20 protein-coding genes and 1 pseudogene are annotated in these 21,785 nt (G+C 38.9%); 10 read left to right on the top strand and 11 right to left on the bottom strand.

Features of this window, described 5'->3' with window-relative positions; all coding sequences use genetic code 11:
- Window positions 1-6 precede the first annotated feature (6 nt).
- Window positions 7-789, top strand: a complete 783-nt coding sequence (locus ACFTQ7_RS19610; RefSeq protein WP_079563324.1) for an enoyl-CoA hydratase — start codon at window positions 7-9, stop codon at window positions 787-789.
- Between the two features lie 192 nt (window positions 790-981).
- On the opposite strand, the gene ACFTQ7_RS19615 is transcribed toward ACFTQ7_RS19610, so the two are convergent.
- Window positions 982-1,167: a YhzD family protein gene (locus ACFTQ7_RS19615; protein ID WP_349661963.1), complete on the bottom strand. Its 186-nt coding sequence runs from the start codon at window positions 1,165-1,167 to the stop codon at window positions 982-984.
- Between the two features lie 348 nt (window positions 1,168-1,515).
- Between ACFTQ7_RS19615 and ACFTQ7_RS19620 the strand changes: the two genes are divergently transcribed.
- The 3 genes from ACFTQ7_RS19620 to yhaM are packed head-to-tail and all read left to right on the top strand — an operon-like array spanning window position 1,516 to window position 6,559.
- A complete protein-coding gene (locus ACFTQ7_RS19620; protein ID WP_386830480.1) occupies window positions 1,516-2,730 on the top strand; it encodes a metallophosphoesterase family protein in 1,215 nt (404 codons plus the stop codon).
- Window positions 2,731-2,735: 5 nt separating this feature from the next.
- On the top strand, window positions 2,736-5,627 hold the full coding sequence (locus ACFTQ7_RS19625; RefSeq protein ID WP_386830481.1) for an ATP-binding protein: 2,892 nt from the start codon (window positions 2,736-2,738) through the stop codon (window positions 5,625-5,627).
- Entirely contained in the window at window positions 5,624-6,559 is a 936-nt protein-coding gene (gene yhaM / locus ACFTQ7_RS19630; protein WP_386830482.1) for a 3'-5' exoribonuclease YhaM, read from the top strand. Before ACFTQ7_RS19625 ends, yhaM begins: the two co-directional genes overlap by 4 nt.
- A gap of 117 nt (window positions 6,560-6,676) precedes the next feature.
- On the opposite strand, the gene ACFTQ7_RS19635 is transcribed toward yhaM, so the two are convergent.
- On the bottom strand, window positions 6,677-7,648 hold the full coding sequence (locus tag ACFTQ7_RS19635) for a peptidylprolyl isomerase (protein ID WP_386830483.1): 972 nt from the start codon (window positions 7,646-7,648) through the stop codon (window positions 6,677-6,679).
- Window positions 7,649-7,792: 144 nt separating this feature from the next.
- Between ACFTQ7_RS19635 and ACFTQ7_RS19640 the strand changes: the two genes are divergently transcribed.
- On the top strand, window positions 7,793-7,906 hold the full coding sequence (locus tag ACFTQ7_RS19640; protein ID WP_079563330.1) for a YjcZ family sporulation protein: 114 nt from the start codon (window positions 7,793-7,795) through the stop codon (window positions 7,904-7,906).
- A 171-nt stretch (window positions 7,907-8,077) separates the two neighbouring features.
- Here ACFTQ7_RS19640 and ACFTQ7_RS19645 read toward each other — a convergent pair whose 3' ends face one another.
- The 6 genes from ACFTQ7_RS19645 to ACFTQ7_RS19670 form a co-directional block, all read right to left on the bottom strand.
- On the bottom strand, window positions 8,078-8,263 hold the full coding sequence (locus ACFTQ7_RS19645; RefSeq protein WP_079563331.1) for a hypothetical protein: 186 nt from the start codon (window positions 8,261-8,263) through the stop codon (window positions 8,078-8,080).
- A gap of 70 nt (window positions 8,264-8,333) precedes the next feature.
- Window positions 8,334-8,879, bottom strand: coding sequence for a DUF3267 domain-containing protein (locus ACFTQ7_RS19650; protein WP_386830484.1), 546 nt, complete (start codon window positions 8,877-8,879; stop codon window positions 8,334-8,336).
- Between the two features lie 175 nt (window positions 8,880-9,054).
- Complete coding sequence (locus ACFTQ7_RS19655) at window positions 9,055-9,615, bottom strand: HTH-type transcriptional regulator Hpr (RefSeq protein ID WP_386830508.1); 561 nt, start codon at window positions 9,613-9,615, stop codon at window positions 9,055-9,057.
- A 156-nt stretch (window positions 9,616-9,771) separates the two neighbouring features.
- The gene (locus ACFTQ7_RS19660; RefSeq protein ID WP_386830485.1) at window positions 9,772-10,167 is read right to left on the bottom strand and encodes a YtxH domain-containing protein; all 396 of its coding nucleotides are present in this window, start codon (window positions 10,165-10,167) and stop codon (window positions 9,772-9,774) included.
- A 341-nt stretch (window positions 10,168-10,508) separates the two neighbouring features.
- On the bottom strand, window positions 10,509-11,039 hold the full coding sequence (locus ACFTQ7_RS19665) for a tryptophan transporter (protein ID WP_386830486.1): 531 nt from the start codon (window positions 11,037-11,039) through the stop codon (window positions 10,509-10,511).
- A gap of 140 nt (window positions 11,040-11,179) precedes the next feature.
- Window positions 11,180-11,596: an HIT family protein gene (locus tag ACFTQ7_RS19670; RefSeq protein WP_079563336.1), complete on the bottom strand. Its 417-nt coding sequence runs from the start codon at window positions 11,594-11,596 to the stop codon at window positions 11,180-11,182.
- Between the two features lie 104 nt (window positions 11,597-11,700).
- Here ACFTQ7_RS19670 and ACFTQ7_RS19675 point away from each other — a divergent pair, with 104 nt between their 5' ends.
- Both ACFTQ7_RS19675 and ACFTQ7_RS19680 read left to right on the top strand, forming a co-directional pair.
- Window positions 11,701-12,450 carry an ABC transporter ATP-binding protein gene (locus ACFTQ7_RS19675; RefSeq protein WP_349661955.1) on the top strand — a complete coding sequence of 250 codons (750 nt, stop codon included), beginning with the start codon at window positions 11,701-11,703 and terminating at the stop codon, window positions 12,448-12,450.
- A complete protein-coding gene (locus tag ACFTQ7_RS19680; protein ID WP_386830487.1) occupies window positions 12,434-13,618 on the top strand; it encodes an ABC transporter permease in 1,185 nt (394 codons plus the stop codon). The genes ACFTQ7_RS19675 and ACFTQ7_RS19680 overlap by 17 nt, the downstream gene beginning before the upstream one ends.
- 362 nt (window positions 13,619-13,980) lie before the next feature.
- Here ACFTQ7_RS19680 and ACFTQ7_RS19685 read toward each other — a convergent pair whose 3' ends face one another.
- Entirely contained in the window at window positions 13,981-15,141 is a 1,161-nt protein-coding gene (locus ACFTQ7_RS19685) for an amidohydrolase (protein ID WP_386830488.1), read from the bottom strand.
- 217 nt (window positions 15,142-15,358) lie between these two features.
- The gene (locus tag ACFTQ7_RS19690) at window positions 15,359-15,877 is read right to left on the bottom strand and encodes an antibiotic biosynthesis monooxygenase family protein (protein ID WP_386830489.1); all 519 of its coding nucleotides are present in this window, start codon (window positions 15,875-15,877) and stop codon (window positions 15,359-15,361) included.
- A 327-nt stretch (window positions 15,878-16,204) separates the two neighbouring features.
- Here ACFTQ7_RS19690 and hemE point away from each other — a divergent pair, with 327 nt between their 5' ends.
- From hemE to hemY, 3 genes are all read left to right on the top strand, one after another.
- Window positions 16,205-17,254 (top strand): uroporphyrinogen decarboxylase, encoded by a 1,050-nt coding sequence (gene hemE, locus ACFTQ7_RS19695; protein ID WP_386830490.1) that lies wholly within the window; start codon window positions 16,205-16,207, stop codon window positions 17,252-17,254.
- A 165-nt stretch (window positions 17,255-17,419) separates the two neighbouring features.
- On the top strand, window positions 17,420-18,340 hold the full coding sequence (gene hemH / locus ACFTQ7_RS19700) for a ferrochelatase (protein ID WP_386830491.1): 921 nt from the start codon (window positions 17,420-17,422) through the stop codon (window positions 18,338-18,340).
- Between the two features lie 14 nt (window positions 18,341-18,354).
- Window positions 18,355-19,779, top strand: a complete 1,425-nt coding sequence (hemY, locus tag ACFTQ7_RS19705; protein ID WP_386830492.1) for a protoporphyrinogen oxidase — start codon at window positions 18,355-18,357, stop codon at window positions 19,777-19,779.
- 228 nt (window positions 19,780-20,007) lie between these two features.
- Here the strand turns inward: hemY and ACFTQ7_RS24890 are convergent.
- Window positions 20,008-21,785, bottom strand: a pseudogene (locus ACFTQ7_RS24890) (collagen-like protein); the annotation flags it as partial.

Raw genomic sequence — 21,785 nt, forward strand, 5'->3', positions numbered from 1 at the left:
GTTGGGATGGAATTTTCAACGATTACATTAGAGAAATTAGAACGCCGTGCAACATTAACATTAAATCGTCCACATGCCATGAATGCTATGGACGATGTGATGATGCGCGAACTAGCAGAATGCTTTGAGGCACTACAGCAAGAACAAGAAATACAAATTCTCGTTATTCGCGGAGAAGGAAAAGTCTTTTCAGCAGGTGGCGATATTAAAGCGATGCTAGATCCGGATAAGCCACTTAATATTAATGAGGCAATGGTTTATTTAACACGTATTGTCAAAGCATATTACCAGCTACCGATGATCGTCATTGCAGCGGTTCATGGAGCGTCAGCTGGATTAGGCTTTAGTCTAGCTCTAGGGGCAGACATAGTGGTGGCATGTGAAAATAGTAAGCTCGCTATGAACTTCATCGGCATAGGGCTCATCCCTGATGGTGGCGGCCATTTCTTTATGAAGGAACGTGTTGGTACTGTCAAAGCTAAACAAATGATTTGGGAAGGAAAGGTGCTAACTGCATCTGAAGCACATGATGAAGGGTTAATTGACTACGTTGCACCAGATGGGACTGTTTTTGCAATTACTGACCAACTAGTAGGAAAAATGCTTGCTTCTCCAATTGCATCGATGATTACGACTAAAAAAATTTTACATGCTCAAAATTTACCGCAATTAGAGAGTATTTTATCTATGGAAGCAGCGGGGCAAGAAGCGATGCGTAAAACGACGGATCATTTAGAGGGAATTCATGCATTTGTAGAAAAAAGAGCACCGGCTTTTGTAGGAAAATAGATTTAACTTCTTTCAAAGGGTGTCAAAACACCCTTTAAAATAGAGGAACTCAGTCTAAAAACGTCACGTCCTGTGGCGATTTGTCTGTGCGAAAGCGAAGCGATAACAACACAACAATACACGACTGAGTGGCAACATGTTGGCCTAAAAGGCGCGTAGTAAAGTGTACTACGTGCCTTTTACTAGCCATTTTTAGACATGAAATAAGATTAATTTACCCGAAGAGTTAACAAGACGATGAGTTTTGTTCGTAACACCTTTTTCTTCGATCTGCTGTAAACCACCGATTTTTGCAGCCTCATCGTTTTCGAAAGTCCAAGTTTCATCAAATAATGTTTCCCCAGTTTTTTCAAAAGCCGTAAAGCGATAATTCTCCATACAAATCCCACCCTTTACTTAAATATATATCTATTATACATAGAAGATTTATAAACTTCACGGTAAAACTAGCGGATATTTCGATAAATTATGAAAGTTGTGGAAAGTTTAAGGCAGTACTAATAATGAATATTTGTTGAATACATTTCTCATCTAGTGTGAAGTATGATAATATAGAACGAATATTCGGTTTCGGCGTGATTCACGAATGTCTCATTATAAAAATGAGATATGTAAAAATTGATAAATTATAAAATCGGCGATTCCGATGTACTCAATAATTTACTGCGTTGCGAGTGAAAAAGAATGAAGTTAAGGTATAGATTATTTAATACTTGAGGTGGTTGGATGTCAGCAATTCGTTTTTTCCATATGGCGGATTTACATTTAGATAGTCCATTTAAGGGCTTATTTGGTTTACCCGAACAAAATTTCAAAAAGATTCGAACAAGTACTTTCGAAGCTTTTGATAAAATTATTCAGAAAGCTATTCAGGAGAAACCTGATTTCTTACTGATTGTCGGTGATATATATGATGGTGAAAATCGAAGCTTACAGGCACAAAGACGATTTCAAGAGGATATGGAAAAACTCTTTCAGCATAATATCCCTGTCATTTTAAGTTATGGGAATCATGATCACTTAAATGGTGCTTGGACGCGTTTTGCTTTACCGAGCAATGTTTATGAGTTACCAGCTGAAACTAGTGTTGTGCAATTGAACATACGTGGTCAACAAGTCAATATTTATGGCTTCAGCTATAGTGACCGTCATATAACGAAATCAATGATCGATAGTTATCCTGTTGCACAGGACCAGCATGTTATTCATATTGGTATGCTTCACGGTAGTGAGGCTAGCGATACTTCACATGCTGTTTACGCCCCTTTCACAAAAGATCAACTTCTTGAAAAAAACTATCATTACTGGGCTTTAGGGCATATTCATAAACGACAATTTTTACATCAAAATCCACCGATTGTTTATCCAGGCAATATTCAAAGCCGACATCGGAAAGAGCAAGGGATAAAGGGCTTCTATGACGTAACTTTGTCACAAACCTCTACAGATTTGGAATTTGTACCGACATCTGCTGTTGTTTATAACACGGTAGAAGTGGATTGCACGAAAGTGTTTCATGCAAATGAACTACTAAAAAAATGTGAAGAAGCCCTGATGCTTAATCGCGGGGAGTTTGGGGCGTCTGTGGTTGAACTTCATTTGAAAAATATAGATGAACAATCACAATCTTTATTTGAACATGCTACAGTTGATGCATGGCTAGAAACTATTCGAGAAGCCGAGGATGGAATTGAACCGATGTGCTGGGTACAAAAGCTCGTGTTACACCAAGCGTCCATATTGTATGAGCATACTGCTGCGACTGAATCCGTGATGAATTTAATGGAGGAATGGAATATTTCAGAATGGAAGGATATTTTAAAGGAACTATACCAACATGCTGGCGGTGCAAGGCTGATTGAACCTTTAACAGAGCAGGACATTAAAAATTTAATGCACGACGCACAAGAATTATTAGCAGAAGAAATTCAAAGGGCGTGAATAACATGCTAACGATACAAAAAATCCAAATTTATGGCTTTGGCAAGCATGAAAATATCACCATTACTTTACGCGAAGGGGTTACCATTTTTTATGGTATGAATGAAGCGGGGAAAACGACCATTCAACAGTTTATTTTACAAATGCTTTTTGGATTTCCTACGAGGCAGCAGGCACAACGTAAATATGAGCCGAAAGCATCGACTAAATTCGGTGGTCAGCTGACGTTTTGGCATCCAACGTATGGGCAATGCACGATCGAACGTATGAAAGGAAAGGCAGCTGGAGATGTTACAGTTTATTTAGAAGACGGAACAATGGGGCATGAGGAGCTTTTAGCAAAGCTCTTATATGGTTATTCAAAAGCCTCCTTTGAGTCTATTTTCTCCTTTTCATTACACGAGCTACAGGGCATTGAAAAAATGTCAGAGGAAGAGTTAACACATTTGTTACTTGCCTCTGGAACAACTGGGATCCAACAACTGTCATCTTTAGAAAAGAAGTTGGACAAAGATGCTAGTGAGCTTTTTAAAAAAGCAGGCAAAGTGCCACTCATTAATCAAAAATTGGAGCATTTAAAAAAGCTAGAACGTACGATTAAACAAGAGCAAGGTAATATTCAAACCTTTGAGGATAAATTATTACAATTACAGCAGCTCGATTTAAGGCTAGAAGGCTTATATAGTCAGCAAAAAACAGAGCAGCAAAATTGGCAGCAACTCACAATTCTGAAGCAGGCTATGCCACTTCTAAAGCAGCAAAAAGCTTTCGAAAAGACGCAAAAAAGCTATGAACATGTGCAGTTTCCTCCAGAAGGGATCCGACGCTATGAGCAATTAAAGGATCGACTTATGCATGAAACACTGCAGATGGAGCAGCTGAAGGAGCAGTATGAGGGACTGCAACGTAAGCTACAATTAACATTGGACGAGCAAGTTATTACTGAAATGTCTCATCTTGTGAACAAGGAAGCAACATGGAATCAGTTAGTTGTAAAGGAACAGAGCTTAATGGATGAGCTGTATTTAATCGAGCAAGAAATAGAAGCTCAGTTTCGTTTATTAGGTGTTCAGGAAAAAACAGAGCAGGATATTTTGCTTGAAGAAACCGTATCATTACAGCAAGAGGAACAATTTCAACAACAGTTAAGCCTATTGGAAGAAGCAGAAGAAGAGCTGAAATTTCATTTGCGTTCGTTAGAGCAACTACATGCAGAATTAGATACAATTGCTCAACTGCAACAACAGCTTCACCAGGAGTCATTAACTACGGAGGAAGAACATATTTTAGCACAGTGGCCACAGCGTAAACGAAAGCTTGAACAATTGCGTTATGGAAGGTCACAACGCTCGAAACAACAACAACCAAGTATTTTTATATTTATTGTATTAGCCATAAGTGTACTGTCGTGTATCTATGGTGTTATGGAAAAAAATATGGCTGTTATCGTTGTAGGAGCGGTTATGTCACTCGTCATTATTTTATATTTGAAATTTGCTAGACAAGCTCATGAAGCGCCGAGTAAACAACAAAGTCAGCAAATGCGTGAGTTAGAGCAGGAGGAAAATATTGCTCAGACTATCCTACTAAAAAAACAAAAATTTGAGGATCGCTTGTTGCATGCAAATGAGCAACAGCAAGAAAAAGAACGTCAATATGTGAAACTTGAATATAAAATTCAACGGGCTGAGCAGATAAGTGAAGAGGCCACTCAGTCACTTCACCATTTTTTAGGGCGCTATCGGTTAGAGGGAAATATACCGAAAACATTATTACCAGAACTGTTTATGCGCATTCGTGGTGCTCAAGAGTTAGCAGCGAAAAAGAAGAGTACATTTACGCTTTTACAAACGGTACAAGCGGAGAAAAACGAGTTACTAGAACAGATACAGCGAGTCTTAAAGACAGAGTATAGTGAGCAAGAAATCTTTATGCATTTACGTACTACATTCCTTATTTTACAGCAGGAGCAACAAATATCCCAACAAGCAAAAGAGCAGTTGACTAGTCTGCAGACTAAAATGCAAGGAGTGCAATCACGTATAAACAGCTATGAGTCTGAAATTACTCAGTTATTTAATGCTGCGAATGTACAAACAGAGAAGGGCTATTATGAAGCACATGAACAATTTGAGCAACAACAACAAATAAAAACAGAACTTCAAGCCATCCAGAGTCAGCTAGCCTCGCTAAATGTAGACAACAAACAGTCACTGCTAGAAGAGGAACAGCTAAATGAAAAACTGCTTACTTTAGAAGAAGAGCGAGGAACAATGCAGGTAGCGATCGATCATTGCTTAGAACAACGAGCGACACTGCAAATCCAAAAAGAGAATCTTCTAAATGACGAGAAATATGGCCAGTTGCTTCAACAGTTTGAGGAAGAGAAAGCAGTGTTGCAACAGCTGATAGGACAATGGGCTTCAAAAAAAGCATTGGCTACTGCAATCCATGAAACATTGTTCCGCCTAAGAGAAGAAAAACTACCGCATGTTTTGACAGAAGTTAATGCAATATTTAATTTGTTTACAGGTGGGCGTTACGATAAGCTTTTAATTAACGATGAAGGCTATTTTGTTGCACAGGATGTTTCTGGATTACGTTATCAAATGGCAGAATTATCACAGGCTACAAAGGAGCAAGCTTATATTTCGTTGCGTATGGCACTAGCAAAAACGCTAACAACCTCTGCTCCATTTCCATTTATTATGGACGATCCTTTTGTCCATTTTGATCGAAACCGTACAGACAAAATGGTACAATTAATGAAAGAAGTAGGATATGAACGTCAAATTTTATATTTTACTTGCCATGACGCGATGCTCGAGCATTGGCAGAAAGACCAAATTGTCGATGTAGGAGCACTAGCAAATGAAAGGGGAGTGGCGTCAACATGAAGGGTATTACGACGCTCCAGGTTGGAGAATCAGTCGATCAATTTTTATTAATTAAACAGGCGATAAAAGGGGTTACCACAGTCGGAAAGCCATTTATGTCACTGTTATTACAAGATAAAAGTGGAGATATTGAAGCAAAGCTATGGGATACAAATGAAGATCATGAAAAAATGTATCACGCTGAAGCAATTGTCCGTGTAGGTGGAGAAATTCATGACTATCGTGGCAAAAATCAATTACGTATCAAGGCAATCCGTGTTGCAAAACCAGAGGATGGAATTGCTATTAATGATTTAGTTCCTTCCTCGGCAACTCCGAAAGAAGAACTATATGAAGAACTGACGCAATTTTTCTTTGATATTAAAAATCCGAATATATCACGAATTACACGTGCAGCTATTAAAAAACATCAGGATGCTATTTTAGTCTATCCAGCTGCTACGAAAAATCATCATGATTATGCATCTGGTCTATTAGATCATATGGTGTCCATGTTGAGACTAGGAAAAGCAATTGCTGATTTATATCCTACATTAAATCGAGATCTGTTATATGCAGGAATTATTCTACATGATATTGGTAAAGTAGTTGAATTATCAGGACCTGTTGCAACAATGTATACGATTGAAGGGAATTTACTTGGTCATATTACCATTATGGTTAATGAAATCGCTAAGGTTGCTAGTGAACTAGAAATCGAGGGCGAGGAAGTCATGCTATTGCAACATATGGTACTATCTCACCACGGTAAAGAAGAATGGGGTAGCCCGAAAAAACCGATGATTCAAGAAGCGGAAATCTTACATTATATTGATAATATTGATGCGAAGATGAACATGCTAACACGAGCATTAGGCAAAACAGCGCCAGGCGAATTTACGGAAAGACTATTTCCACTTGATAATCGATCGTTTTATAAACCGACTATATAGTAAATTCAAAGGTTGGGGATTACATTCTTTTTCATTTAGCAGACAATTTTGTATAAAAAGGGTTACGCCTGTATCGGCGTAACCCTTTTTCATATAGTAAAGTAACAACTAGTAAGATTATTTTTCAGAATCTTTTTCTTTGTCGTCTTTACTTTCTTTTTGAGTTTTTTCTTCAGCTTTTTTAGCTGCTTCTTCAGCAGCTTTAGCTTGCTCCTCACTTGTTGTTGTAAGGGCTTCAATAGCAGATTTTAATTCTTTATCAGATGTTTTTACATCAGCATCTTTTGCCATTTTTGCAACGATGTCTTTAAGAATTTGTTGATCTTCACCTGTTTGCTTTAATTTAGCTAGCATTTGTGTACGGATGTTTTTCTCTTCATCTTTGAATGAGCCAACACCTTTTACATCACGCTTTTCCGTAACTTCAATAACGTGGAAACCAAAGCTTGATTGAACTGGTTCACTTAATGTTTTTAAAGGAAGGGCATAAGCCGCGTTATTAAATTCATCTACCATTGCACCAACAGAGAACCAACCTAGCTCTCCACCTTTTTCAGCAGAGCCAGTATCAGTTGAGTATTCTTTTGCTACATCTGCAAAAGAAGCGCCACCTTTAATTTTAGCAATTGCTTCTTTAGCTGTTTTCTCATCTGCTACTAAAATATGGCGAGCATTTAACTCTGTTTTCATTTGCTCATAATGTTTTTTTACATCTTCTTCTTTAAACGCTTTATCTTGCATAGCCTTTTCTGAAAGAAGCTCGATACGTAAAGCATCTTTATAGCCTTCCTCAGTTAAGCCACTCTGAGCAAGTGCATCGGCAAAACTATCACCGAATTGTGAAGCAGTTGCGTCATACGCCTCTTTGATTTCTTTATCTGATACTTTGTATTTATCAGCTAATACTTTTTCAGTCATCATCTGTTGAATTATATGAGAACCTGCTAAAGTTTTTGATGTTTTGTTAAAGTCAGAAACTGTAATGTCACCTACTTTTGAAGTTGCGATTGTTTTGTTGTCGTCTCCGCTACAAGCACCAAGTGCTAATACCGAAGCAGCTAATGTTAAAGATAAAACTGTCTTTTTCATAGTGGATATTCTCTCCTTATATGGTTTCGTCCCATTTTTTACTATAACATAAACGTTTTAAAAACAAAATGGTTCCCCCTTGAGTATAGCCTATATTTCAGATTTGCAAGCGCATAGGATATAGAAAAGAAAGGGGGTGAAGTTATGGGCAGCGGAGGATACGGTGGCGGCGGTGGCTACGGCTCAGGCTCTGGCTTTGCTTTATTAGTTGTGTTATTTATTTTATTAATTATTGTTGGTGCAGCGTTCCTATACTAATTAATAAAAATGACGAAAAGCTAAGGGTTTAATATCCTTAGCTTTTTTAACATGTAAAGGCATTCGCACAGCCCGCTTGAAGTTACGTTCTCGTTAATCAGATCGCGTGGTCACATAAGGTGTTCAATTTACCTCTGAACGTTGACTTGCGAGGATCACTTTTCTTTTTAACTATACTGCATATAAAACTTCAATATAAAATGAGACAAGTAAAATTGTAATAAGTATATTTATAGTTCGGAATACTTTTGGTTGGTTTTCTTCGGGAATTTCACGTCGCATGCACAGCGCATAAGTCATGCGGTTTATTTGAAATAAATAGAATACCGAGAATAGAACTACAATCATTAACAGCAAGTCTATTCCTCCCCTCTTTCAATATTAATAGCATAACAAAAAACGTTCATAAAACACAAGTACAAGCAATTTAGTGAATAATAGGTGGCACTAAAATTTCATAGCCCTTAGGCGTCTCCTCAATCTGGGAGTCTTTAGGTGAATTCAATAAGTATTTTACATATAGAATATCTATTACACATAGACTACAGTGGTAAGCTAAAAGTAATGTACCATAATGAGTATACGCAGGGAATAGTAGTGTACCCAATAAAATGCTTGTATTTAGTATAATAAATGGTGAAAGTAAAGCTAAAATATAACGGTTTTTCGATAAAGGTTCACGGATACGCATGTGAAGAACAGGAATAACATAAAATTGGGTACGCACACGTAATTTTAAATGTTGGCGTAAATCATATAATGCTAGAAAGTGTAAGCATTTATGGATTGGATAGATTGCAAATATAGCAATAACAAAAAGCCAAAACAAACGATCGGTATAGTGCTCATCATTAAATAAATTAAAGGTCACATAGGAAAGCGAAAAGACAGTAAAAAAAACAAGTACAGACATGATCATAATACGCGTTGTTCCGTAATGATGTTCCAGATTTAATATTTTCCAACAATGCATGATTATCAACTCCGTAATATGAATGGTCTATTTAATTTAAATTGATTTATATTAGAATGCAAGAAAAAGGAGGTATCTCAGAAATATTTCTGAAATACCTCTTTAAATATAAGTTTTTACGGCCATTAGGTTTAGATTACGAACAATTAACGCTAAAAGCCTAGTAGTTTCACTTTCATCCTTTTACAGTTGAACGTTCTTCAATAGTGTCAAAGGATTCACGGAAGTGCTGGAAGGAGCGCTCAAAAATGTCGATGAAGTCCTCTCCGTATATATTGCGAATAACAGCCATAACATCTAAAAATTCTGGGAAGCGACCGTATAAGTCTTTTAAAGCTAATGAACCTTCTAACACAGAATGATACGTATTATGATAATTGCTATTCATTTCAATAATAAGTTCTGTACCTGCTTCTGTTAACTCAACATACGTATTACGCTTGTCGTCATCACGCTTTGAAAACTTAAGGAATCCACGCTCTTCTAATTTTTTTGAAAAATTAAATGCAGTGGAAACGTGCATTACCCCAAATTTCGCCACATCAGAAATTGAAGCCCCTTTTAAATGATACGAAATCCATAAAATATGATGTTCATTAATATTTAAATCGTAGGGTTTAATCCATTGCTGCCAATCTTTTTCAACTGCTTTCCATAAGGCTTTTGATATTTGCGCAATTCTTTGACTATAAAGCATCGCTTCTTTTTGAGTGTACAATTCCTCTGACAAAGCCATCACCTACTGCTTTCTTTAACATTTTAAAAATATTATAGCAATAAAGGAAAAAAGTTTAAAGTTAGAAAAATTAAAAAATTGAAAAGTGGTTAAAAAATAACATTTTACCAATAGAAACTAATAAATATATATAATTTTCGTTAGTTACAAAGGACTTTAGTCGCTAACTTTTTCTTGCGGTTTTTTCTTTTTTTCTGTAAATTGTGCAACGTTTTTCTCGATTTCGCTTATTGAATTCTGTAATGCTTCTATTTCTTGTTGTAAGTTGTTTTTTGAAGGTTCTATTTCTTCAGTGAATGTAGTAATAGTTTGTTTTAAATCATTTATTATTAGTGGTATATTATTTTTTAGTTCATTAGTAAGCGAATGAACAGATTGTTTTACTGTGCCTGCTTGCTGTTTTACATCTAAAAGTTTGTCCTTTGTGCTTTCAGTATTTGCTCGCAAATTAGCACGTAATTGTTGCCCTGATTGAGGAGTTGAAAGAAGTACAGCGATTGTACCACCGACGATCCCAGCTCCAAGTCCAAATAAAAATGGTTTTGCTTTCATATCGATTACCTCATTCCTGTAATTATCATGTGTTACCTACTATTAAACCATGAAATGCACATATACAAAAATAAAAAAGAAACTAAACGAGTGATTTTGAATCACGGTTTAGTTTCTTTTGAAGATAAAGGTGTATTTAATCAATTATGCCTCGGCATAATTGTGTCCGGAATCGGCTTTGTGCTTAGGCCTGCACGAGGGCCGACACGATGTCGGTCATTTCGGTAATGCCACAGGACGAAAAGTAAATTAAACCCGCATTCATCTCAACACCTATAGAGGTGGGAGACTTCTGTACCTGTCGCTACGCTTTCGGTACAAAAAACATTTGCTGAAAAAAGTTAAATTGAAATAGCTGTTTGGAATTTAGAGCGCTTTACTAATTTTGCAATTATAGGATAAATAATAGCAAAAGCAATGACATTAAATACTACAGCAGGTAATACAACCCCTACAAACAGTACAGCGAATGTTGCACCAACATTTGCATTGAATACGAAAAGTGCTACTGCTAAAAAGACAGTTCCAGATAAAATTGTTCCTAAGCCAACTAAGCTAGCAGATACTATAAAATTGCTGGCCAATTTTTTTAGCACAACTAAGATCGCTAAAAAGACAAAGCCTGTTACTGCTTTATCGATAATGTTTGGAACAAGACCAGCTGGAAACGTTGTAAATAAACCTGACAGTACACCGGTTGCTAAAGAAAGTAAGAACGTTTCTTTAACAGTAGGGAACAATAAAATGCCAATAAACATCATTGTTAACATAAAATCAGGCTTCATGCCGTTTACCATACCTGGTGTGACCACATAAAGTGTAGCGCCAACACCGACTAAAAGGGCCATTAATACTAAATTTTTTGTATTCATTTCTAATCTCTCCTCGACTATGCTAATCTTTTTTGTCTCCTAACGTGTCCTCATGACCGTTAGCGAAACTTATTTGTGAGTGTACGATATAAATCTTTAAATTGCAATAAGAAATTCTGACAATTCGAGTGTGTCAGAAATTATTTAAGGTTAGCTTTAATGCTTTCCGCAACGTCAGATAATTGCTCTGGTGTATATTTTTGTGTTTGCCAATTTAAGCCCAAGCCTTCTTTTTCATCGTAACGAGGAATAAAATGTAAGTGGTAGTGGAAAACAGTTTGTCCAGCTGCAGCACCATTATTATTAATCGTATTAAGTCCAATCGGGTTAAAAGCAGCTTTTATAGCATTCGCAATTTTGGGTGCAGCTGCATATAAATTACGAGCCACTTCCTCAGGCATCTCAAATAGATCCTTACAGTGATGCTTTGGAATTAAAAGGGTATGCCCCTTTGCTACAGGTGAAATGTCAGTAAATGCATAGACATGTTCGTCTTCATAAATTTTTGTACTTGGGATGGATCCATCAATGATCTTGCAAAATAGGCAATCGCTCATTCGAAAATTCCTCCTTATTTTATATGTACATATATTCTATCATACTCATAACTGTATCATTTGCTAATTTTTGATAAAATATAAACGAGAAGAGGAGTGATGGCATGACGGTATTAGAGGTACAACATGTGACAGGTGGTTATACAAGAAAGCCGGTTATTAAAGATTTATCATTTTCGATTGAAAAAGGGGAGCTTGTTGGCTTAATTGGCTTAAATGGAGCTGGTAAAAGTACAACGATTAAGCATATCATCGGAACGATGCTTCCAAAAGAAGGAGACATACGTTTAAATGGTGTGACGTTAAAGGAAAATACGGACAAGTATCGTACAGCATTTTCTTATATCCCTGAAACACCTGTTTTATATGATGAGCTAACATTACGTGAACATTTAGAATTAACGGCGATGGCTTATGGACTAGATGAAGCAACACTTGAAGCTCGTTCGCAATTATTATTAAAGGAATTTCGAATGGAAAAACGACTGAATTGGTTCCCATCGCATTTCTCAAAGGGTATGCGCCAAAAGGTTATGATTATGTGCGCCTTTTTAGTCAATCCAAGTCTTTACATTATTGATGAACCTTTTGTGGGACTCGACCCGCTTGGGATTCAATCCTTGCTTGATCAGATGGATGAAAAGAAAAAAGAAGGTGCTTCTATTTTAATGTCTACGCACATTTTATCTACCGCTGAAAAGCATTGTGACCGTATCATTTTATTGCATGAAGGACGCGTGCGAGCACAAGGATCAATGGAGGATTTACGCAAGGCATTTGCGATGCCACATGCGACATTGGATGATTTATATATTGCAATGACAAAGGAGCGCGACCATGAAGAACTTGCGTGATGTATGGTCCTCTCGCTTTATGCACTATATAGGTGAAGTGCAAAAATATATGCGATTTATTTTTACGGGGCATATAGCGATCGTACTAGTATTTCTTATTGGAGCAGGGGGCTATCAATATAGTGAATGGCTGAAAATTGTACAGTCTGATTTTCCAGCAGAGGTTTTAATTGCTGTGGCAGTGGGGATTTTACTAGCATTTAGTCGTCCAACTTCACTTTTGAGAGAGCCAGACCAAGTGTATTTATTACCTTTAGAATCGAAAATGTCACATTATTTTAAAAAGGCGTTAGCGTGGACGTTTTGGTCACAGGTTTGGATTGTGGCAATTGTTTATATCATAAGCATCCCTTTACTAAAGGCTGTTACTGAATTAACAACATCTGAAATTTGGTCAGTATTTCTACTTATTATTATATTGAAGTTTTTGAGCGTACAAGGTGAATTTAGTTATCGTTATAGTGAACGTGGTCAAATGATTTGGGTGGATAGGCTAATTCGAGCTGTTATCTTTGGTGTTACTGTGTACATGGCGCTTCAAATGCAGCTTATTTTAGCTATTGTTGCTGCTGCAGTTGGATGTGTGTATATTGTAATATTTAGAAAAAAATGTGCAGGCGAGCCTATTCCGTACGAGCATTTTGTAAAGCTGGAACAAAATCGCATGATGAGTTTCTATCGCTTTGCTAATTATTTCACGGACGTTCCACATTTACGAGGTAGTATCCGTCGTCGTGGTTGGCTTGATTGGCTTTATAAATTTGTGGCATACAAGAAGGACAATGCCCAAAAGTACTTAGTGTTCCGTACATTCGTCCGAACAGATGATCATTTTTATTTATGGCTCCGATTAACAGTGATTTCAGCTGTTATTGCAGCCTTTGTAGATATCCCAGTCGTTACATGGGTTATTGCAGGTGCATTGAGCTTTGCTACAACTATTCAATTAAAATCAGCTTTATTATCAAGCGGTGAATTTCGTATGGACATGCTTTATCCTTTACCGGATGAAGCACGTACGGTAGCAGTCAATCAAATTGTGCGTCTTGCAATGATAACGCAAGCAATTATAGTGGGTCTATGTGGTATCACACAGCCAATGTTTTATGTTACTTTTATAATCATTTTGGTTGTTAGTGAATTGACTTCTAAAGTATCTAAATCTTGAACTTTAAACATATCACCAAAGGGTAGATGAATTTAGTTAAACATATGCCATTGATATATTGATTGTAGTGGAGACTGGGGCGTCTCTTTAGGAATTAACGTCACAAGGCTAAAAGAATCACGTCCTGTGATAATCAACAGCCTTGTAGCTCAAGCGGATTAATGGACGTCCCCAGAAGAGCGCTCGGTCGCAACGAAAATCAACCATACGTAATGGTGATAAGCTTTTGGTTATTTAAATTTAAAATTATAAAGCTCATTTTTCCAATAATAGAATTGGAAAAATGAGCTTATTTTTGTTAAAGAGAGTTTTAAGTGGAGGAACGCTTACTTTTGCTTCGGGCTCTCCAGTGCATTTGTCTTCTATTCTACTAATTGATAATCTAGTGCTGCTGAAACTAATACCTTTGCAGCAATGAGCATCCCTTTTTCATCTATATCGAATTTAGGGTGATGATGTGGTGCATATTTAGCAGGGCGGGCTCCCGTGAAGAAGAATGTACCTGGCTTTTCCTCTAAGTAATAAGCGAAATCTTCAGCCCCCATAGTTGCTTCGATCTCAGTAACATCGCAAATATCCTGAGCGATATTACGCACAAAGAGTGTTTCCTTCTCATGATTTATAACCGCAGGGTAGCCATGACGATAATTCAGTTCAATTGTACAATCATGCGCAATTTCTGTGCCTTGGATAACCCGTTTAAATTCACGTTCCATCGTTTCACGAACATCTTTATTGAACGTTCGAATTGTGCCGTTTAAGTAGGCTGTATCGGCAATAATATTGTCGGCATTAGATGCCACGAATGAACCAACCGACAAAACAGCCGATTCGGTTGGGGCAACACGACGTGCGACAAGCTGTTGTAAATTTATAACAAGCTGAGAGCCAATAACAATCGAATCCTTTGTTTGATCCGGATGAGCGCCATGACCGCCTTGACCTTGAATCTTTATTTCAAAACTATCAACAGCGGCCATCGTCGGCCCTACGCGGTAGCCAATTATCCCTGTAGGATGGTTAGAAGAAAGATGTGTACCAAAAATAGCATCAACGCCATCCAAGGCCCCAGCCTGTACCATCCCAATTGCTCCACCTGGATCAACCTCTTCTGCATGTTGATGAATTAGTACATATTCACCTACTAGCTCATCGCGCATTTCCCACAATAGCTTACCGATAATTAACAAAGTAGCTGTATGACCATCATGCCCGCAAGCATGCATAACACCAGACACAGTTGATTTGTATGGTACATCTTTTTCATCTTGTATAGGAAGAGCATCAAAGTCTGCCCGTAAGGCAATCGTTTTACCAGGCTTGCTCCCTTTAATCCGCGCAATTAAACCGTGACCACTGACATTAGCTTCAACCGGTACGCCGAGTTTCTTATAATATTGAATAATATAATTAGCAGTTTCTTGCTCCTGAAAGCTTAACTCTGGGTGCATATGCAGATGACGGCGAATCGCCACCATTTCATCAAAATGAGCATCGATTTTTTCAAGTAGATGTTGGTTCATAGTAAACCTCCTTAAACGGATTATCCTAGATTTTTATTAATAACATAATAGTTTTACAAACTGGATAAATAGGGGTAAACGTTTCTCATAAAGAATATCCTTGGAAAAAGTAATGAATACCCGCGCGCCCGATGGAAATACCCGCGGAAGAACAGAGAATACCCGCGCTACCGGGGAAAATACTCGCGGAAGATCAGCAAACACCCGCGCCCCTCAACTAATCTTCGTTGTCTTCTTTTGGAGCAGCACTATAGGTTGTAACATAGGAAGCTGCTGAGAAAATGTTTTGTTGATTCACACCTGTTGGTTCTTTGCGTTCGGCATGTGCTGATGCAAAGGCCTTTGAGCTTTTCCATGCTTCAAATGAATGAGGACCGTTCCATTGTGTCATGACAATGTATGTTTCACTATTTAATGGACGAAGTAGTCGAAATGCTACAAAGCCTGGTTCATCTTCTATAGCACGTGCTCGATTTAAAAAGCGATGTTCAAAAACTGGTCGACCTTCATCTGTCACAGGAATATTGTTGAAAACAAAGAAGCCTCGTTCTTCTAGAGCATTTACTGCATCTAGCACTTCAAACTTACGAGGTGTGGCAAATATAGATTTTCCATTGGTTTCATGTATAAGCACAGAGTTTCCTTCTCCGTGTATTAAAATCAACGCCTCGTTTGGATGTTTATTCTTTAACTGCTCTAAAAAATCACCTGTACCAGAAGTTAAGTAAATATACATAACTATTGCCCTCCTTATGAATGTTCATCTTTTAAAAGGAATGAATGGTGCTTGTGCACCGTACTACTTAGACCCGCTGTTATCTACGCGAAAGCAGCCAGTACGCTAAGGCGGAAATGATAACATAGCGTGATTATCTCCATTTAAATGGAAGTATATAGCTTTGTCAAAAAAGAAAACCTATAGAAAGAACAATTTTATGACATTTCCCTATGAAAACTATACAATAACAGAGGAAGCGTTTACTATTGAAAACGGATATCAATAATAACGAATTAAATCAGAGAATTTTACTATATGAATTTTATTGAGGGGAAGGAACTATTCATGACAACTTTTAATGATACTCTTCTACGTGCTGCACGGGGAGAAAGAACAGAACATACACCAGTGTGGTATATGCGACAAGCAGGACGCTCTCAGCCAGAATATCGTGCGATTAAAGAAAAGTATTCTTTAGAGGAAATTACACTTCAACCTGAACTTTGTGCATATGTAACGCGGTTACCAGTAGAAAATTACAATGTTGATGCAGCGATTTTATACAAAGACATAGTAACACCACTCCCTGGGATTGGAGTAGATGTAAAAATCAAAGCAGGCGTAGGTCCTGTAATTTCAAATCCAATTCGCTCAATCGCGGATATAGAAAAACTAGGCGAATTTAATGCGAAAGAACATACACCATTCGTTTTAGAAACGATAAAAATGTTAACAGAGGAACAACTGAATGTACCTTTAATCTGTTTTGCAGGTGCGCCATTCACTCTAGCAAGCTATATGATTGAAGGAGGTCCTTCAAGAAATTATAATAAAACAAAGTCATTTATGGTATCAGAGCCTCAAGCTTGGTTTGCATTAATGGATAAATTAGCTGACATGATTATTTCTGATGTTTCAGCCCAAGTAGAAGCGGGAGCGAAAGCTATCCAAATATTTGACTCATGGGTTGGTGCTTTAAATGTTGAAGACTATCGTGTGTTCATTAAACCAGTTATGACACGTATTTTTGCAGAGTTGCAAAAAGAAAATGTGCCACTTATTCAGTTTGGTGTCGGTGCAAGTCATTTAGCGAAAGAGTGGAATGATTTACCGATCGATGTTGTTGGCTTAGATTGGCGTTTGCCAATTAGAGAAGCTCGTGCTAACGGTATAACTAAGCCTGTCCAAGGGAATTTAGATCCATCACTATTACTTGCTGATTGGTCAATTATTGAAAAACGCACGAAAGATATTATCGATCAAGGCTTAGAAATGCCAGGGCACATCTTTAACTTAGGTCATGGTGTATTCCCAGAGGTAGATCCAGAAGTGTTAAAACGTTTAACAGCTCTTATTCATGAGTATAGTGCTCAACAAATTCAAGCACGCTCTTAATATAGATGTGAACAAGATATTAACTTTCATATTTCTTTTCTATGAATGATATCTCGATTTCATCGTAGAAAGGGTGCTGTCCAACCTAATGAATTGGACAGCTTCTTTTTGTCACATACTGTACGATAAAGATATACTTAACTATTATTTAGAGGTGAAAAGGTAATGAAAGAAGTTAAAGGCTTATTAGTTATGGCATACGGAACACCCTATAAAGAAGAAGACATCGAACCTTACTATACGCATATTCGCCACGGTCGCAAACCATCAGAAGAGCATTTAGAAGATTTACGCGGTCGTTATGAGGCTATCGGTGGTTTATCACCACTTGCTGCTGCTACAAAGGCGCAGGCTGAAGCTTTATGTGCACGTTTAAATGAAGTGCAAGATGAAGTGGAATATAAATTATTTATTGGTTTAAAGCATATCCACCCATTCATTGAAGATGCGGTAGAAGGAATGGTAGCAGAAGGTATTAAAGAAGCGGTTTCTATCGTATTAGCTCCTCACTTCTCAACGTTCTCTATTAAGTCATATAATGGTCGCGCAGTAGAAACAGCTGGAGATCGATTAACAATTACTTCTGTAGAATCTTGGTATGATGAACCTAAGTTCATTGAGTATTGGAAAAACAAAGTGAATGAAACATTTAATGCAATGTCTAGTGAAGAACGTGAAAAAGCATGTCTAATCGTGTCTGCACACTCACTTCCTGAGAAAATTAAAGAGTTGGGCGATCCGTATGAAGATCAATTAATTGAGACAGCTCGACTAATTAAAGAAGCTACGGGTGTCAATAATGTAGAAGTTGGCTGGCAATCAGCAGGACAAACACCTGAGCCGTGGATCGGTCCAGATGTTCAGGACTTAACACGTGAACTTTACGAGCAAAAAGGCTTCCGCTCATTCGTTTATACGCCAGTTGGCTTTGTAACAGAACATTTAGAAGTTTTATATGACAACGATTATGAATGTAAAGTTGTTTGTGATGAACTTGGCGCGAAATATTATCGTCCAGCCATGCCAAATACACACCCATTATTTATTGATGCAATGGTTGATGCCATTCATAAAAAATTAAGCTAAGCGAAAAGAAAGTGATGATGTTGGTGACTCAGAAAAGACGAAAGGTAGTTGTTGTAGGCGGTGGCATTACTGGCCTCACAGCTGCGTTCTATTTGCAAAAAGAAGCAAGCGCAAAAGATTTGCCGTTAGATATCGTACTTGTCGAGTCGTCATTACGTCTTGGCGGAAAAATACAAACACTGAGAAAAGATGGCTGTATTATCGAGCGCGGGCCAGAATCTTTTTTTGATCGCGAGAACTATGTATATGCTTTGGCAAAGGATTTAGGCATTGAACAAGAAATGATTACAAGCAATACAGGGCCGACTTACATTGCTGTTGGTAGTCAATTGTATCCAATCCCTAGTAATCTTTTGTCTGGGGCAACACCACATGTTTCGTCATTTATTACATCAGGTTTGTTTTCACTTAGCGGGAAAGTTCGTGCAGCGGGGGATTTTTTCATCCCGCGCTCTGCACAGGATGATGACCAACCATTAGGGCAATTTTTTAGAAGAAGATTCGGTGCTGAAATTGTAGAAAATTTAGTAGAGCCATTACTTGCTGGAACGTTTGCTGGTGATATTGAGCAGTTAAGTATGCGTTCAACATTTCCGCAGCTCTATGGATTAGAGCAAAAATATCGTAGCTTACTTATTGGTATGAAAAAGTCTGGTACAAATTTTTTAAATAACGATCTTATTACGAAAGATAAGGGCATTTTTCAATCATTTAATAATGGTCTTGAGACACTTATCGAAAAACTGGAAGAATCACTACTACCTGGTACAGTTATGAAGGGTGTTAAAGTCGAGGAAATTGAGCATGGTAAGGATGGTACTGTCCAAGTTGTGTTAAACAATTTTACACAATTAAAAGCAGATGCTGTTATTCTTGCTACACCTTTTAATATAGCAAGAAAAATGTTCAGCAAACACCAGTTATTAAATGAATTGAGTACGATGAAGGCGGCAACTATTGCTACTGTGACAATGGCATTTAAAAAAGACCAGTTAGGTGATCTAGATGCGTTATCATTTTTTGTTTCTCGAAATAGTGATTTTTCAATAACTTCTTGTACTTGGATTAATCGAAAGTGGCCTGGCACAACACCGGATGATTACGTGCTGTTACGTAGTTATATTGGCCGAGTGGGCGACGAGGCAATTGTAGCGTTATCCGATACTGAAATTGAAAAGACCGTTTTGCAGGATTTAATGAAAACAATTGGTGTAGATGGAGAACCGTTAATGACTGTAGTTTCCCGCTGGAAAAATGCCATGCCACAATATACCGTAGGACATGAAGCGAAGATAGAGCGAGTAAAGCAAGAATTACGTGAACATTTTCCCGCTGTAAAGCTCTCGGGGAGTTCCTTCGAAGGAATATCAATACCTGAGTGCGTTGAGCAAGGTAAAAATGTTGCTGATGAAGTACTAACGGAAATGTTTGTGGATTAAATAGTTATTAGAAGTAGTACAAACTTGAATAATGTTTGTACTACTTTTTTATTGCTTTTAAGAGATTCCGCGATAAATTATTTGTAAAGTATGAGCGTTTAAAAGTAAAAATTGCACAAGTTAGATACATCGAAATAGAAAACTGGGAAAGTAAGCTTCTACTTTCCCAGTAAAAATCTTATATAGAATGTTAGTTGTTCAACCAGTAAAAATTTTTGTTCTTTAATGCTATGAAATACGGTGACATGACCATACAATACCGCCAGAGTTCGCTCCTCCAAGAGTAAGTCCGATCGTTAAACCGTTAGCATTGTAGAATAAATCAATGGTATCACCTGCAGTTAATTCGACTTCTCCAGCCAATGTTACTGTCCCATTACCAAGGATAGTGCGTAAATTCAATACGGCAATAATATTTACATTTAATAAAGGGAATAATCCGCTTATTAAACTTGTTGCTGCGTTTCTGCGAATTGCAAATGATGGATTGATGCCAGCTCCTAAACCAACGGTAATTACTGCAGTAGTTGAGTAGTTGATTGTTGCTTCAAAAGAGTATCTTCCGGTTGTTGGAACAGTGAAAATTCCGGTCACTGGATTGAATGCTGGTGTTGTGAAATAAGGAGATGCAACACTCCAGTTGGTGATTGTACTAGAAGCACTTACTGATACAGCATTATTAAATGCTGAGAAACCTTCTGTAAATGCTGGTCCAGTAAAGCCAGTCAAACCAGTAACGCCAGTAGCCCCAGTAGAGCCGGTCACGCCAGTAGCGCCACGTTCACCAGTAGGCCCAGTAGAGCCGGTCACGCCAGTTGCACCAGTAGGGCCAGTAGAGCCAGTAGCGCCACGTTCACCAGTAGGTCCAGTAGAGCCGGTCACGCCAGTTGCACCAGTAGAGCCAGTTGCACCAGTAGAGCCAGTAGAGCCAGTAGAGCCAGTAGAGCCAGTAGAGCCAGTGACACCGGTAGCGCCACGTTCACCAGTAGGCCCAGTAGAGCCGGTCACGCCAGTAGAGCCAGTAGAGCCAGTGACGCCGGTAGCGCCACGTTCACCAGTAGGTCCAGTAGAGCCGGTCACGCCAGTTGCACCAGTAGAGCCAGTAGCCCCGGTCACGCCAGTTGTACCAGTAGAGCCAGTAGCCCCGGTCACGCCAGTTGCACCAGTAGAGCCAGTAGAGCCAGTAGCGCCAGTGACACCGGTAGCGCCACGTTCACCAGTAGGGCCAGTAGAGCCGGTCACGCCAGTAGAGCCAGTAGAGCCAGTAGAGCCAGTAGCGCCAGTGACGCCGGTAGCGCCACGTTCACCAGTAGGGCCAGTAGAGCCGGTCACGCCAGTAGAGCCAGTAGAGCCAGTAGCGCCACGTTCACCAGTAGGGCCAGTAGAGCCGGTCACGCCAGTTGCACCAGTAGAGCCAGTAGCCCCGGTCACGCCAGTTGCACCAGTAGAGCCAGTAGAGCCAGTAGAGCCAGTAGAGCCAGTAGAGCCAGTAGAGCCAGTAGAGCCAGTAGCGCCAGTGACACCGGTAGCGCCACGTTCACCAGTAGGCCCAGTAGAGCCGGTCACGCCAGTAGAGCCAGTAGAGCCAGTAGCGCCAGTGACGCCGGTAGCGCCACGTTCACCAGTAGGCCCAGTAGAGCCGGTCACGCCAGTAGAGCCGGTAGCGCCAGTAGAACCAGTAGAGCCAGTAGAGCCGGTAACGCCAGTAGCCCCAGTAACGCCAGTAGAGCCCGCAGCCCCAGTAACGCCAGTAGCCCCGGTAACGCCAGTAGCGCCAGTGTCACCAGTAGCGCCAGTGTCACCAGTAGCCCCAGTAGAGCCAGTAACCCCGGTCACGCCAGTAGCCCCAGTAGGTCCAGTGTCACCAGTAGAACCAGTAGAACCAGTAGAACCAGTAGAACCAGTAGAACCAGTAGAACCAGTAGAACCAGTAGAACCAGTAGAACCAGTAGAACCAGTAGAACCAGTAGAACCAGTAGAACCAGTAGAACCAGTAGAACCAGTAG

The sequence above is a fragment of the Lysinibacillus sp. NPDC056959 genome, assembly GCF_042674095.1.
In the GTDB taxonomy this organism is placed as follows: Bacteria; Bacillota; Bacilli; order Bacillales_A; family Planococcaceae; genus Lysinibacillus; species Lysinibacillus zambalensis.